At 65.1% G+C, this 13,534-nt stretch carries 14 protein-coding genes; 5 read left to right on the top strand and 9 right to left on the bottom strand.

Annotated features, from left to right (window positions below):
• Positions 1-6: 6 nt before the first annotated feature.
• Positions 7-1,335, bottom strand: coding sequence for a DUF3734 domain-containing protein (locus tag B2246_RS09195; protein WP_008647199.1), 1,329 nt, complete (start codon positions 1,333-1,335; stop codon positions 7-9).
• 47 nt (positions 1,336-1,382) lie between these two features.
• A complete protein-coding gene (pyrE, locus tag B2246_RS09190; RefSeq protein ID WP_008647201.1) occupies positions 1,383-2,060 on the bottom strand; it encodes an orotate phosphoribosyltransferase in 678 nt (225 codons plus the stop codon).
• A gap of 30 nt (positions 2,061-2,090) precedes the next feature.
• Here pyrE and B2246_RS09185 point away from each other — a divergent pair, with 30 nt between their 5' ends.
• Together B2246_RS09185 and argC are read left to right on the top strand one after the other, a co-directional pair.
• The gene (locus B2246_RS09185) at positions 2,091-2,867 is read left to right on the top strand and encodes an exodeoxyribonuclease III (RefSeq protein WP_286880035.1); all 777 of its coding nucleotides are present in this window, start codon (positions 2,091-2,093) and stop codon (positions 2,865-2,867) included.
• Positions 2,868-3,092: 225 nt separating this feature from the next.
• The gene (gene argC / locus B2246_RS09180; RefSeq protein WP_186425533.1) at positions 3,093-4,040 is read left to right on the top strand and encodes an N-acetyl-gamma-glutamyl-phosphate reductase; all 948 of its coding nucleotides are present in this window, start codon (positions 3,093-3,095) and stop codon (positions 4,038-4,040) included.
• Between the two features lie 73 nt (positions 4,041-4,113).
• On the opposite strand, the gene B2246_RS09175 is transcribed toward argC, so the two are convergent.
• Positions 4,114-5,058, bottom strand: a complete 945-nt coding sequence (locus tag B2246_RS09175) for a M48 family metallopeptidase (RefSeq protein WP_035881261.1) — start codon at positions 5,056-5,058, stop codon at positions 4,114-4,116.
• 128 nt (positions 5,059-5,186) lie between these two features.
• Here B2246_RS09175 and B2246_RS09170 point away from each other — a divergent pair, with 128 nt between their 5' ends.
• Positions 5,187-6,467 (top strand): muropeptide transporter, encoded by a 1,281-nt coding sequence (locus B2246_RS09170; RefSeq protein ID WP_286880039.1) that lies wholly within the window; start codon positions 5,187-5,189, stop codon positions 6,465-6,467.
• 1 nt (position 6,468) lies between these two features.
• Here B2246_RS09170 and B2246_RS09165 read toward each other — a convergent pair whose 3' ends face one another.
• From B2246_RS09165 to argB, 6 genes are all read right to left on the bottom strand, one after another.
• Positions 6,469-7,287, bottom strand: coding sequence for an acyl-CoA thioesterase (locus B2246_RS09165; RefSeq protein WP_286880041.1), 819 nt, complete (start codon positions 7,285-7,287; stop codon positions 6,469-6,471).
• Between the two features lie 92 nt (positions 7,288-7,379).
• On the bottom strand, positions 7,380-7,991 hold the full coding sequence (gene metW, locus B2246_RS09160; protein WP_008647215.1) for a methionine biosynthesis protein MetW: 612 nt from the start codon (positions 7,989-7,991) through the stop codon (positions 7,380-7,382).
• Positions 7,988-9,160, bottom strand: coding sequence for a homoserine O-succinyltransferase MetX (gene metX, locus B2246_RS09155; protein ID WP_008647216.1), 1,173 nt, complete (start codon positions 9,158-9,160; stop codon positions 7,988-7,990). The genes metW and metX overlap by 4 nt, the downstream gene beginning before the upstream one ends.
• 270 nt (positions 9,161-9,430) lie before the next feature.
• Positions 9,431-10,081, bottom strand: a complete 651-nt coding sequence (gene slmA, locus B2246_RS09150) for a nucleoid occlusion factor SlmA (RefSeq protein WP_035881259.1) — start codon at positions 10,079-10,081, stop codon at positions 9,431-9,433.
• Positions 10,078-11,082, bottom strand: coding sequence for a pyrimidine 5'-nucleotidase (locus tag B2246_RS09145; protein WP_008647219.1), 1,005 nt, complete (start codon positions 11,080-11,082; stop codon positions 10,078-10,080). The genes slmA and B2246_RS09145 overlap by 4 nt, the downstream gene beginning before the upstream one ends.
• A gap of 64 nt (positions 11,083-11,146) precedes the next feature.
• Entirely contained in the window at positions 11,147-12,076 is a 930-nt protein-coding gene (gene argB, locus B2246_RS09140) for an acetylglutamate kinase (protein WP_024569271.1), read from the bottom strand.
• Positions 12,077-12,273: 197 nt separating this feature from the next.
• Between argB and B2246_RS09135 the strand changes: the two genes are divergently transcribed.
• Together B2246_RS09135 and B2246_RS09130 are read left to right on the top strand one after the other, a co-directional pair.
• Positions 12,274-12,504 (top strand): cysteine-rich CWC family protein, encoded by a 231-nt coding sequence (locus tag B2246_RS09135; protein WP_008647222.1) that lies wholly within the window; start codon positions 12,274-12,276, stop codon positions 12,502-12,504.
• 54 nt (positions 12,505-12,558) lie between these two features.
• Positions 12,559-13,494, top strand: coding sequence for a LysR substrate-binding domain-containing protein (locus B2246_RS09130; RefSeq protein ID WP_008647224.1), 936 nt, complete (start codon positions 12,559-12,561; stop codon positions 13,492-13,494).
• The last annotated feature ends 40 nt before the right edge of the window (positions 13,495-13,534 follow it).

Raw genomic sequence — 13,534 nt, 5'->3', positions numbered from 1 at the left:
ACCGGATCAGTCGTTGCCGCCGTTGCCGCGATGCACGTCGTGGGTAACGAACGGGCGGTCCGGCCCCGGCATGGCCAGCCACTTCGGGTGCTTGAGCGTTTCGCGAATGTCCTCGAGGCCGCTGGCCCAATGCTCGTGCATCGTCAGCACGCCGAACTGGTAATCCTTCGCGCTGCCCTCGAACGACTTGTCACGATAGATCAGTTGAATCACGTTGCGCCGTGCGTCGCAGGCATGGTCCGCCGCCCGCTGATACCAGGGGTCGTTGCGCTTTGACTGTGGCACCAGCGCCAGCACTTCGCCAAGCATCCGGCGATAGTTCTGCTGCTCGCGCATGTAGTCGGTGATGGCCCGCGTGCGGCTGGAATACTGGATGTCTTTCTGGCGCTCGACCACGTCCTGCAGATTGTGCGGCAGCCCGCCACGGGCGCTCCACAGGTCCACCTGGAAAATCAGCGCATCGCGTCGCGGCTGGGCGGTCAGCACCTCTTGCAGGGGCGTGTTCGATACGAGCCCGCCGTCCCAGTAGTACTCGCCATCGATCTCGATCGCCGGGAATCCCGGCGGCAGCGCGCCCGACGCCATGAAATGCTCGGGACGCAGCGTGGTGCGCGTGTTGTCGAAGTAGGCGAAGTTGCCCGTGTGGACATTGACGGCGCCCACCGACACGCGCATCCCCTTCGGATGATTGATCCGGTCGAAATCGGCGAACCGCTCGAGCGTGGATTTCAAAGGCGCGGTGTCGTAGTAGCTGACCCGCGTAGGGTCTTCGAAATGCGCCCAGAGGTCGGTCACCGCGCGCGGCGAGAAGAAGCCGCGTTGCCCCTCCACGATCGCACGCGCGGCGTTGAAGCTGTCGAACCAGATTCGCATCGGCTCGGGCCACGTCGGCGCGGAGTCGCTGAGCATCTCCAGCGGCAGCCCGGGCAGCCACGGCTGGGCACAGATGTATTCCCAGAACGCGCGCAGTTGCGCCACGCGCGTCTCGGGAGGATTGCCGGCGATGACGGCGGCGTTGAGCGCGCCGATCGAGATACCCGCGACCCAGTTGGGATGGATGCCCCCTTCGGCCAGCCCCTGGTAGACACCGGCCTGATAGGAACCAAGCGCGCCACCGCCCTGCAGCACCAGCGCGCGGATCGCATAGGCCTCATGCGGCGGCCCGTCCCCGGGCTCGACCGGCTGGCCGCAATGCTCGCTGAGCGCCGAGCCGCGCCCACTGGCGCCGCGTTTCGCCCGCTCCGGTGTGGCCTGTGACGATGAATCCTGCGGCGGACCACCCTGTTCGCCGATTTCCCTTTGGATCGCTTCCTTGTTTCGCCGCTTGACCGCCACGCCATGCTCCCAAAAAGAAACGGCCCCATCCGGGGCCGTGTTCGTTGTCAGACGCCGTACTTCTGACGATAGGCTGCCACAGCCTCCCGGGAGTTCCCGAGTGACGGGTCTTTCGACGCATCCAGATACGCCAGCAGGTCCTTGAGCGTGGCAATCGCGATCACCGGAATGCCGTATTCGCGCTGCACATCCTGCACCGCCGAATGCGTGCCGATGTTGTCGGCCGTGCCGCTCTTTTCCATGCGGTCCAGCGCGATCAGCACGGCGGCAGGCTCGGCGCCCGCGGCGCGAATCAGCTGCATCGACTCGCGCACCGAGGTACCGGCGGAGATCACGTCGTCGATGATCACGACCTTGCCCTGGAGCTTGGCGCCGACCAGCGTGCCACCTTCGCCATGGTCCTTCGCTTCCTTGCGGTTGTAGGAGAAGCCGACGTCACGTCCCATGCCGGCCAGCGCCACCGCCGTGGCGGAGGCCAGAGTGATGCCCTTGTAGGCCGGCCCGAACAGCACGTCGAACTGCACGCCCGATTCCAGCAGGGTCTTCGCGTAGAATTGCGCCACCTGGCCCAGCATCGCGCCCTGGTTGAACAGACCGGCGTTGAAGAAGTACGGCGACTTGCGGCCAGCCTTGGTCACGAACTCGCCGAAGGACAGCACGCCTGCGTCCAGTGCAAAGCGGATGAAGGACTGGCTGAGGTCGTCCGGCGTCGTCTGCTGCGTCATCTTTTCTCTCTGAATTCAAAATTTCCCGAGATGTTACGGATTATCAGCGCCAACCTCAACGGCATCCGCTCCGCCTCCAAGAAGGGCTTCTTCGAGTGGATGGGCAAGCAGGAAGCGGACATGGTCTGCGTTCAGGAACTCAAGGCCCAGGAAGCCGACATGACCGAGGCGTTCCTGGCGCCACACGGCTATCACGGCTACTTCCACTATGCCGAGAAAAAGGGCTACAGCGGCGTGGGCCTCTATACCCGCCACAAGCCGGAGCGCGTGATTATCGGCTTCGGCAATGATGAGTTCGACGCCGAGGGCCGCTACGTGGAAGTGCAGTATCCGCACCTCGCCGTGATCTCGGTCTACGTGCCTTCCGGCTCAAGCTCCGAGGAGCGCCAGCTGGCCAAGTTCCGCTTTATGGAAGCCTTCCTGCCGCACCTGCTGGAACTGAAAGCCAGCGGCCGCGAGATCGTGCTGTGCGGTGACGTGAACATCGCCCACAAGGAAATTGACATCAAGAACTGGAAGGGCAACCTGAAGAACTCCGGTTTCCTGCCCGAAGAGCGCGCCTGGATCGGCGAACTGTTCGACAACCACGGCTATGTCGACGTATTCCGCCAGCTCGACCCGCGCCCCGAACAGTACACATGGTGGAGCAACCGTGGTCAGGCATACGCGAAGAACGTTGGGTGGCGCATCGATTACCACCTGACCACGGCGAAGATCGCGGCTACCGCCAGGGCTACGTCGATCTACAAGGACGAGAAGTTCAGCGACCACGCCCCGCTGTCGATCGATTACGATTTTCCGTTGTGATGTGCGCATCCCCCGGCGCAACGCCGGGGGTGCCGTCCGCCTTCAGATGGCGCGCATCTCGTCGAGCAGGTTCGGGTGACGGTCCCGCAGCTTCAGCCGCCTGATCGGATGGCAGCGGCCGCCACTCTCGCGTAAACCCTGCACCGGACACCCAACCTCGTTACAATGCTGGTTCTCCGCCCCCAAGGACGCGAGACTTTTCGCATTTTTCAGAGTGAGTCCGCCATGGTTTTCAAAGTGTTCGTCGATGGTCAGGAAGGCACTACCGGTCTCCGGCTGCTTGACTATCTCTCGGGTCGCACCGATGTGGAACTGCTGCGCATTGCCGATGACAAGCGCAAGGACCCGCAGGAGCGAGCACGATTCCTGAACGCCTCGGACGTCTCTTTCCTGTGCCTGCCGGACGTGGCCTCGCGCGAGGCCGTGTCGCTGGTGACCAACCCCAACACCTGCGTGATAGACGCCAGCACGGCGTTCCGCACGGCTGACAACTGGGCCTACGGCCTGCCGGAACTGACCCGTGGCCAGCGCGAGAAGGTGCGCGGCAGCAAGCGCATCGCCGTGCCAGGCTGCCACGCCAGCGCGTTCGTGCTGGCCGTGCGTCCGCTGGTGGAAGCCGGCCTGATGCCTGCCGACTATCCGGCTTCGGCGTTCTCGCTGACCGGTTACAGCGGCGGCGGCAAGTCGATGATCGCGGAGTTCGAAGCCGGCGGAAATCCGAAGCTGATGAGCCCGCGCCCGTACGCGCTGGGTCTGGCGCACAAGCACCTGCCGGAAATGCGTGTGCAGACCGGCCTGTCGCAGGCGCCGATCTTCAACCCGATCGTCGGCAACTTCCTGAAGGGTCTGGCCGTGACGGTGCCGGTGTATCCGGGGCTGCTGTCGCGCAAGGCCGATGCGCAAGCCATCCTCGACATCTACCGCAAGCACTACGAAGGCGAGCAGTTCGTGCGCGTCCATCCGTTCAACAGCGACGCCAATCTGGACAACGGCTTCTTCGACGTCCAGGCGAACAACGACACCAACCGCGTGGACCTGTTTGTCTTCGGCAACGAAGACCGCCTGAACCTGGTGGCGCGCCTGGACAACCTCGGCAAGGGCGCGGCCGGTGCGGCCGTGCAATGCATGAACGTCCATATCGGCGCCGACGAAGCCACGGGGCTCGTTGCCTGACGTCTCGCCCGCTTCAAAAGAAAAACCGGCTCGACCTGAGCCGGTTTTTTTTCGCCCGTCCGGGCCACCGTCCCTACTTTTTCAGCGGATGCTGGAGATCCTCGTCGCCCGCGTCGACCGGTGCGTCGTGCAGGTCAGCCATATTGGCCTTGTAAGGCGGCAGCTTCTCCATCGGCATGTTCATGGCCTTGGCATAGAGCGGCAGCACTTCATTCATATGCGCCTGAAGCACGGCGATCCGGCTGCGGCCGGACGGATGGGTCGAGGTGAACTCGTCGCCGGCCTTGAGCACTGCGCCCATCTTCTGCCAGAGCGTGATGGCCGCGCGGGGGTCATACCCGGCGCGCGCGGCGATATCCATGCCGATCAGGTCGGCTTCGGTCTCTTCCTGGCGCGAAAAGCGCAGCGACAGCATCTTGGCATTGGAGCCGATATCCATATTGCCGAGGTTACCGAAGCCGGTCAGCTGCGACACCACGTTCGCGCCCAGGTTCGAGATCTCGGCCTGCGCCGCGCGCTGGCGGGCGTGTTCTTCCAATGCGTGCGAGATCTCGTGGCCCATGACCATGGCCACTTCGTCGTCGGTCAGATTGAGCTCATCAAGCAGGCCGGAATAGACGGCCATCTTGCCGCCAGGCATGCAGAAGGCGTTGACCTGCTTGGACCGGATCAGGTTGATTTCCCAGGCCCAGCGCCCGGCGCGCGGATTCCAGAGCACGGTCTGCGGCAGCAGCCGGATGCCGATCTCGCGCAGGCGCTTCACCTGCGGATCGTCTTCGTCGACCAGCGTGTGCTTGGCGATCGCTTCCTGCTTGACCTGTTCGTACTCGCGCGCCGCCTGCTGGTCGATCACCTCCATCGGCACGATTTCCCGCACTTTCGAATAGCGGCGATCGACCCGCACGCCATCTTCGGGCGCGGAAACCACGGCAACTCCCTGCGCCCGCGCGGGAAGCGGATGCGCGACGCCCAGCGCGGCAGCCAGTACGAAGGCTGCGGCCACGGCCTGCTGGCGCAACCGGCACGATGTGTCGGACACGTTCGGGTTCAAGGCAGGGCTCGCTGGGTAGAAAGTTTCGACTTGTTCGGGGGCGCGGAATTGGTGATGCAATAATACACAGCCAGCCGCGCGCCGTCCTCGCCATCATGACTTTTCAAGACTATCTCGACATCTTCCGCAATCGCCGCATCGGGGCCATGCTGACGCTCGGTTTTGCCTCCGGACTCCCCCTGGCGCTGACCTCGGGCACGCTGCAGGCGTGGATGACGGTCGAAGGGCTGGACATCAAGACGATCGGCTTTTTCTCGCTGGTCGGCCAGGCCTATATCTTCAAGTTCCTCTGGGCCCCTCTGATGGACCGCTTCACGCCGCCGCTACTGGGCCGTCGGCGCGGTTGGCTGCTGGTCACGCAGCTCGGGCTGGTGGGCAGCATCGCGGCGATGGCGTTTTGTCCGCCCCACGAGGCACTGTGGGCGCTGGCCGCGCTGGCCACACTGGTCGCCTTCCTGTCGGCTTCACAGGACATCGTGTTCGATGCCTACAGCACCGACGTGCTGCGCCCGACCGAGCGCGGCGCCGGCGCGGCGGTCAAGGTGCTCGGCTACCGGCTGGCGATGCTGGTGTCGGGAGGGCTGGCGCTCTATCTGGCCGACCGCGTGCTGGGGTGGCCACACATGTACCTGCTGATGGCGGCGCTGATGAGCGTTGGGCTGGTCACGCTGATCTGGGCGCCGGAGCCGGACGTCCCGGCGCGCGCGCCGCGCTCGCTGGAAGAAGCGGTGGTCGGGCCGCTGCGCGATTTCTTTGGCCGCCAGGGCGCGTGGTGGCTCCTGCTGCTGATCGTGCTGTACAAGCTCGGTGACGCCTTCGCGGGCAGCCTGTCGACCACGTTCCTGATTCGCGGCCTGGGCTTCGATCCGGGCGAGGTCGGCATCGTCAACAAGACGCTGGGGCTGGCCGCGACGATCATCGGCGCGCTGTTCGGCGGTTCGCTGATGGTGCGCCTGGGCCTGTACCGTTCGCTGATGCTGTTCGGCATCCTGCAGGGCGTGTCGAATCTGGGCTACTGGATCCTGTCCGTCACGCCGCCGCACCTGTGGACAATGGGTGCGACGATCGCCGTCGAAAACCTCTGCGGCGGCATGGGCACCGCGGCCTTCGTGGCGCTGCTGATGACGCTGTGCAACCGGTCATTCTCGGCCACCCAGTACGCGCTGCTATCTGCGCTGGCGTCGATCGGGCGCGTCTACGTGGGGCCGACCTCCGGCTACATGGTCGAAGCCTGGGGATGGGCGCCGTTCTACCTCGGCACCGTCATCGCGGCCGTGCCCGGCGTTGCGCTGCTCTGGGCCATGCGCAACACCGTCCACCGCTATGAAGCGCAGGCGCGGGAACCGACCGAACCTGCGGTGCCGCGCCCGGCGTAACTTATTCCTTGTAGTAGACGATCTGGTGCGAGGTGGCGAGCAATTCGCCGCTCGCGCTCCAGATCTCCGCGCTCTGGTCGAAGAAGCCCTGGCGGAACACGCGCGCCTGCGCGCAGCCCAGCACATGGCTGCCCCCAACTGCCGCCAGCGTGGCGGCATCGGCATGGAAATATGTGGTCAGGGATACCGTGCCCGCCGGCACGAAGCCCGCGCGCTTGAGGAAGATGCGCGGATAGAACGCGTCGCACCATGCCGCCATCGACGCATAGTCGGGCGTGCGTGCCGGTTCGTCCCGAATCCAGAACTGGGACAGGCTGTCAGGGTTCTCGGTCCCGGGGGCCGTGGTCGGCTTGGCGCCGCGGACTGCCCGAATGTCGTAGCTGCCCAGCCACTTCACCGGCGCGAAACCACTCATGACCGGCAGCGATTCGGCGGCGGGCACCAGCGGCATCACGGCTTCACCCGAATTCCAGGTTTGGCGACGCACGGCAAACACGGCGCTGCCGGTGGTCGTCACCTCGCCGTTCTGGCGCAGTTCCAGATGCCAGTGCTGGGTCGAGCGATTGGTGCGCGACGGACGCGCCTCGACCTCGAACTCACCCTCCCCGATCGGCCCCGCAAAGTTGACGGTGAGCGCGATCGGGTCGCCCAGGCGCTCCGGATGCACCAGGGCGGCCTGCAGCATCACTGCCGCAGTGGCGCCGCCGAACGGGCCGATCATATTCCAGTAGGCCTGGCTGGTATGGCCCACATAGCGATGTTCGCCAGCGGGTTCGAGCTTCAGTGCTTGATCGAGTGGATGCAGGGGCGCTTGCGTCATGGCAGGAAATAGTACGATCGTTCGGTAACTCGCGTACGGTATGCCTGCCAGAGGCTTGCGTCAAGCTATCGACTCGCCGGACCGATACCCCATCAGACCGCGCAGACCCGGTACACCGCCAGGCTGCCGCGCCAGTTGACGCCCCAGTTCACCGTCACACCCTCGTGCATCACCACGCGATCGAGCACGCGCAAGCCCACCTTGGGCGCCAGCGCCTCGAAATCGCTGATCGTCAGCACACGCACGTTCGGCGTGTTGTACCACTGGTACGGCAGCGACTCGGACACCGGCATCCGGCCACGAAACACCGACAGCCGGTGCGGCCAGTAGCCGAAGTTCGGGAACGAGACGATGCACTCGCGGCCCACGCGCAGGGTGTCGCGCAGCACCTGGGCCGTGTTGTGGATGGTCTGCAGCGTCTGCGACAGGATCACCGTGTCAAAGCTCTGGTCCTCGAACAGCGCCAGCCCCCCTTCCAGGTTCTGCTGGATGACATGCACACCCTTCTGAGCGCAGGCCAGCACCTCTTCATCGCGGATCTCGATGCCGTAGGCCTGAACGTCCAGTTCGTCCTGCAGCACGCGCAGCAGGCTGCCGTCGCCGCAGCCGGCGTCGAGCACAGTGGAGTTCGGTTCGATCCAGCGCGCGATAGCGCGGAAGTCCGGACGCAGCGCGAGGATATTCGGATTGGAAGCCGCGTTCATGCGCCGATCTCCTCTGCGATGCGGTCGTAGTAGGCGCGCATCAGGTTGTGATAGCGGGCGTCGTCGAGCAGGAAGGCGTCGTGGCCGTGCGGCGCGTCGATCTCCGCGTACGACACCGGTCGCTTGTTGTCGAGCAGCGCCTTGACGATCTCGCGGCTGCGGTTCGGCGCGAAGCGCCAGTCCGTGGTGAAGCTGACCACCAGGAAACCGGCCTGCGTCTGCGCCATGGCGCGCGTCAGGTCGCCGCCGTGGGCCAGCGCCGGATCGAAGTAGTCGAGCGCGCGCGTGATCAGCAGGTAGGTATTCGCGTCGAAGTACTCGGCGAACTTGTCGCCCTGGTAACGCAGGTAGCTTTCCACCTGGAACTCGACGTCAAACGAGAAGCGGATGTCCTCGGCCTTCAGCGAGCGGCCAAACTTCTCGGCCATGTCCTCGTCGGACAGATAGGTGATATGGCCGATCATCCGCGCCACGCGCAGGCCGCGCTTCGGCTTGACGTTGTGCGCGTAGTAGTTGCCGCCGTGGAAATCCGGGTCCGACAGGATGGAACTGCGCGCGACCTCGTTGAACGCGATGTTCTGCGCGGACAGCTTCGGCGTGGAAGCCACCACGATACAGTGGCGCAGCCGCTCCGGATACATCAGGCTCCAGGCCAGCGCCTGCATGCCGCCAAGGCTGCCGCCCATCACGGCGGCGAACTGCTGAATGCCGAATATGTCAGCCACGCGCGCCTGCGCGTTGACCCAGTCTTCCACCGTCACCACCGGGAACAACGCACCATACGGCGCCCCGGTCGACGGATTGGTGCTCATCGGTCCGGTCGATCCGAAGCACGAACCGAGGTTGTTCACGCCGATCACGAAGAAGCGGTTGGTGTCGAGCGGCTTGCCGGGGCCCACCATGTTGTCCCACCAGCCGATATCGCGCGGATTGTCCGCGGCAATGCCGGCGACGTGGTGCGAGGCGTTGAGCGCGTGACAGACCAGCACGGCATTGGTCCGCGCGGCGTTCAGCGTGCCGTAGGTTTCGACCATCAGGTCGTAGTCGGCGATCTGGCTGCCGTTGCGGAGCTGCAGCGGCTCCGAAAAATGCATGCGCTGGGGCGTAACGACACCGACGGAATCGGTCGGCACGTCGAGCACACCAGCGGGAGGAGCGACATCGGTCATGAGCGGGGCCCGCGATTGAGGCAGGCATAAAAAAACCCGACTGGCAGTGCGTGTGATGCTTCGCAGCCAAGTCGGGCGTTCGCGGTGTCCCGCGTGCCGGTGCCATGCATGAATCTTCCGCGAGGCACCGACCCAACCTCTTTAGCCGCATTTATATTGGCAACCGGAAGATTTCCCTTCCCATCGCCGCGCGCCCGCAAGCCAGTCATCAAATCGGCGCGACCCGCACATTATAGTGCAAACCGTTTTTTGTGCCTGCTCCTGTTCGGATCAGCCCAGCAGGATGCGCAGTTGCGCGTCGATATTCTCGGTCGGCGCCTTGCGGAAACCGCTCTTCACGAAGCGGTGCCAGTGCCCCTGCACGGCCGCCGTGATCAGCGCCACGCGCAACGGAACATCGGCATCGGGCGGAAACGCCGCCTGGCTGACGGCCACCTTCAGACACTGACGCAGCGACGCCTCGATGCGGTCGATCATCTGGTTGATGCGCTCCTGCAAGCGCTCGTGTTCGCCGACGAGTGCCTCGCCAGTCAGCACGCGCGTCATGCCGGGGTTCTTCTCGGCGAACGACAGCAGCATGCGCACGATCGCCTGCGCCTGGCGCAGCCCATGCTCTTCCTGCGTGGTGATCTGATTGATCAGGCCGAAGACGGTCTGCTCGATGAAGCCAATCAGGCCTTCGAACATCTGCGCCTTGCTGGCGAAGTGCCGGTACAGCGCGGCCTCGGATACCGAGAGCTTCGCAGCCAGCGCCGCGGTGGTGATCTTTTCCCCGCGCGGATGTTCGAGCATCCCTGCCAGTGTCTGGAGGATCTGGATACGGCGTTCACCCGGGCGCGGACGCTTGCGCGCGGGCGCCGCTTCCGGCGAGTGGCCAGCGGGCGTGTCCGCCTCTGCCTGGCTTGAAATGGTTTGAGTCATGACCCGGTTCTCCACATTCGTCGTAGGAGTTGATGCATCGATTGTACTTTTATGTCCACATAGCCGGGCCGATTCGTCACGCGTGCCCGCACACGCGGCAAATGATCGGGCTGCGACTGTGGCGTGGTTGCCGCACGGGTGGGGTCCTGGCTCTCGGCCGCCACCAGCGTCACCGACCGTTCCTGCGCCAGATGCGCCACGCGCTGGCGGTCTTCGGCGGCCAGCGTCGAGCGCGTGACCGCGTCACGCGCCGCGCCGGGCACGCTGGCATCCTGAGCCGGCACCACCACGTGCGGCCGTGACGGCGCGATCGTGCGCAGATAGCCGGTCACCCAGGCCCTGCGGATACCCAAACCCGCATAGTGCTTGAGGTGCGACAGCGTATCTTCCACCAGCACCGCCCGGTGCGGCGCCACGCCGATCTGCGCCAGCAAGCGCAGCAGCATGCGGCGGTCCGGCTTCGGACGCAGATGTCCGTGTACCCACATGTCCTCGATGGCCACGACCCGCTCGAAGCATCGATCGATGCCGGCGATCGCCATCACGCAGCGCGCGTAGTTGCTCGGTGCGTTCGTGACCAGGATCTTCCGACCCGGCAGCTGGCGCAGCGCGGCCACCAGACCTCGTCGCACGCGCACCATGTCCGCCAGCTCGGGGAAATCATGCGCGGCGCGCAGGAAGTCCGCCGGATCGACCTGATGGTGGCGGACCATGCCGAGCAGCGTGGCGCCGTAGCGCTGCCAGTAGTCGACGCGCACCCGGCTGGCCGTAGCGTCATCGCAGCCGAGCACACGCGCCACGTAGGCCGTCATCAGTCGGTTGATCGCCGGAAAGATGGCGTGCGAGGCATCGTGCAGCGTGTTGTCGAGATCGAACAGCCAGACGGTGTCGCCAGACGTGTTGCCGGCCGCGCCGCGGACCAGATGACGCCGCGGCCGGTGGGTAGAAAGCAGGCGAGCGCGTTCTAAGCCGCGACGCTGAGTGGGCTGACGAATGAACACGCGGGTAACTGGAGATGGAGGAAGAGGCGGGAACCCGCACGCGGCGGATTCCCGTACGACGCGCTCAGTGCGAGCGGATCATCGTGCCGAAGGCCTGTTCGGTCAGGATTTCGAGCAGCAGCGAGTGTTCGATGCGGCCGTCGATGATGTGCACCGAGTGCACACCACTCTTGGCTGCGTCGAGCGCCGACGAGATCTTCGGCAGCATGCCGCCCGAGATCGTGCCGTCGGCGAACAGTTCCTCGATCTCGCGCGCGGACAGGTCGGTCAGCAGGTTGCCCTTCTTGTCCATCACGCCCGGGATGTTCGTCATCATGACGAGCTTCTCGGCCTTGAGGATCTCGGCCATCTTGCCAGCCACCACATCGGCGTTGATGTTGTAGGCCTGGCCATCGTCGGAGAAACCGATCGGCGAGATCACGGGGATGAAGGCATCGTCCTGCAGCGCCTTCACCACGGCCGGGTTGATCGCCTCGATATCGCCCACGTAGCCGATGTCGATGAAGGTGCCCGGGTTCTCGCGGTCCGGCATCTGCAGACGCTTGGCGCGGATCAGGCCGCCGTCCTTGCCGGTCAGGCCCACGGCCTGGCCGCCGTACTGATTGATCAGCATGACGATGTCCTGCTGGACTTCGCCGCCGAGCACCCATTCGACCACTTCCATCGTCTCTTCGTCCGTCACGCGCATCCCCTGGATGAACGTGCCGACCTTGCCGACCTTCTTGAGCGCCTCGTCGATCTGCGGGCCACCGCCGTGCACGACCACCGGGTTCATGCCGACGAGCTTCAGCAGGATCACGTCGCGCGCGAATCCGTGCTTGAGTTTCTCTTCCGTCATCGCGTTGCCACCGTACTTGACCACGATGGTCTTGCCGTGGAACTTCCGGATATAAGGCAGCGCCTCGGCAAGGATTTCAGCCTTGAGGGAGGGAGCGATGGCCGCAACCGACTTGGTCGCAGGCTCAGGATTGTCAGCGTTCATGGCTTTGGACATTCCGTGTGATGTGGAGCAGGTATCATGACTAATCGTCCGCCGGACAGGCAAAGGACGCGCGAGGCCGGCGTTGCGGCAATAGCCGTCTGGGAAGCAGCGCGTCACAGGGATCCCCCCGGGTGCGCTATCCGGCCACGGCAGGCGCCGATTTTACAAGAAACCCGCGACCACATTGCAATCCGGATGAGTGGCATACGATGACCGATCCGTCGACAATCCAGACAGGCCAGTTGCGCCCGGTCGAACATTGCAGCCGTTGCGGCACCGCGTTCGTCTGTGGCTACGTGGCCGGGCTGCCCGAATGCTGGTGCGCCAGCCTGCCGTTGCTGCCGTCGCGCACGATCGTGGCGGGCCAGCATTGCCTGTGTCCGACCTGCCTTCGGCAGCGGCAGGACGACGTCCCTCAGGACGCCGTTGCTCCAGATTGAATTTTTAGAGCAGCGAATGCCCAAACACCCCAAGTTCGGTTTAACATTCGCGGCATGAATAGCCTTCGTGGAATCGACCTCAACCTTCTGGTGGTGCTGGAAGCGCTGCTGGCGGAACGCCATATTTCGCGCGCCGCACTGCGCCTGCAGCTCAGTCAGCCCGCCGTGAGCCACTCGCTGGCGCGGCTGCGCCAGTTGCTCGACGATCCCTTGCTGGTACGCGGCCAGGGCGGCCTGGTGCTGACCGCGCGCGCCCACGAACTGGCCGCACCGCTGGCCGAGGCGCTCGCGCAGGTCCGCATCCTGCTGGGGCCCGGAGGCTTTCAGCCCGCCACGGCCCGGCGCACATTCAAGCTGGCGATGTCCGACTATGGTTCGCTGGTGGTGTTGCCGCGCCTGCTGCGCACGGTGCGCAAGGCCGCGCCCAATATCGACCTCACCGTCACGCAGGGCAGCCTGGAAACGATGACCGCCCAGGTGGCGGATGGCCAGATCGATCTGGCATTCGGCGCCTTCGCGTTCGAGCCGGAAGGCGTGCGCACCGCCGTGCTGTTTGACGACGATTTTGCATGTGCCGTGGACGCCGCAACGGTACGCGACACGGGCCGGCTAGATCACGTGGCCTATCTGGCGCGCTCGCACGTGCTGGTGACCGCAGCCACCGAGCGCGGGGACGCCATCGACGCGGCCGTGACCCGACTGGGCGGGCGACGCAAGATCGCCTGCACCGTGCCGCACTGGAGCGTGGCGCCCGGCCTGATCCTTGGCACCAACATGGTCCTCACCACCGCGCGCCGCTCGCTGGAAGCGCTGGCAGACGACCGTCTGGCGATCTTCGAGGCGCCGTTCACGATCCCCGGCTTCGCGTTCTGCATGATCTGGCCGGCGAAGGCCGATGCGGACCCGGGACTGACCTGGCTGCGCGAACGGGTACTGCAAGCGGTCGCGCCGGAAGCGGAAAGCTCGGACGCGATCAGCCTGCGCGGCTGACCACCCGGTCCGATGACCCCTGACGCGGGGTCCGGTGCCG

This window comes from Cupriavidus sp. UBA2010 (assembly GCF_002335265.1).
GTDB lineage: Bacteria > Pseudomonadota > Gammaproteobacteria > Burkholderiales > Burkholderiaceae > Cupriavidus > Cupriavidus metallidurans.
The sequence above is the reverse complement of the archived record's forward strand: the minus strand, read 5'-3'. Positions and strand labels throughout refer to the sequence as shown.

Bases quoted from the DNA above. Each gene is read 5' to 3' on its own strand.
- B2246_RS09135 (WP_008647222.1), top strand. From the start codon at position 12,274: ATGACCGATCCGTCGACAATCCAGACAGGCCAGTTGCGCCCGGTCGAA.
- B2246_RS09170 (WP_286880039.1), top strand. From the start codon at position 5,187: ATGACTTTTCAAGACTATCTCGACATCTTCCGCAATCGCCGCATCGGG.
- pyrE (WP_008647201.1), bottom strand. From the start codon at position 2,060: ATGACGCAGCAGACGACGCCGGACGACCTCAGCCAGTCCTTCATCCGC.
- metX (WP_008647216.1), bottom strand. From the start codon at position 9,160: ATGACCGATGTCGCTCCTCCCGCTGGTGTGCTCGACGTGCCGACCGAT.
- B2246_RS09165 (WP_286880041.1), bottom strand. From the start codon at position 7,287: ATGACGCAAGCGCCCCTGCATCCACTCGATCAAGCACTGAAGCTCGAA.
- argB (WP_024569271.1), bottom strand. From the start codon at position 12,076: ATGTCCAAAGCCATGAACGCTGACAATCCTGAGCCTGCGACCAAGTCG.
- B2246_RS09185 (WP_286880035.1), top strand. From the start codon at position 2,091: ATGTTACGGATTATCAGCGCCAACCTCAACGGCATCCGCTCCGCCTCC.
- B2246_RS09130 (WP_008647224.1), top strand. From the start codon at position 12,559: ATGAATAGCCTTCGTGGAATCGACCTCAACCTTCTGGTGGTGCTGGAA.
- metW (WP_008647215.1), bottom strand. From the start codon at position 7,991: ATGAACGCGGCTTCCAATCCGAATATCCTCGCGCTGCGTCCGGACTTC.
- slmA (WP_035881259.1), bottom strand. From the start codon at position 10,081: ATGACTCAAACCATTTCAAGCCAGGCAGAGGCGGACACGCCCGCTGGC.
- argC (WP_186425533.1), top strand. From the start codon at position 3,093: ATGGTTTTCAAAGTGTTCGTCGATGGTCAGGAAGGCACTACCGGTCTC.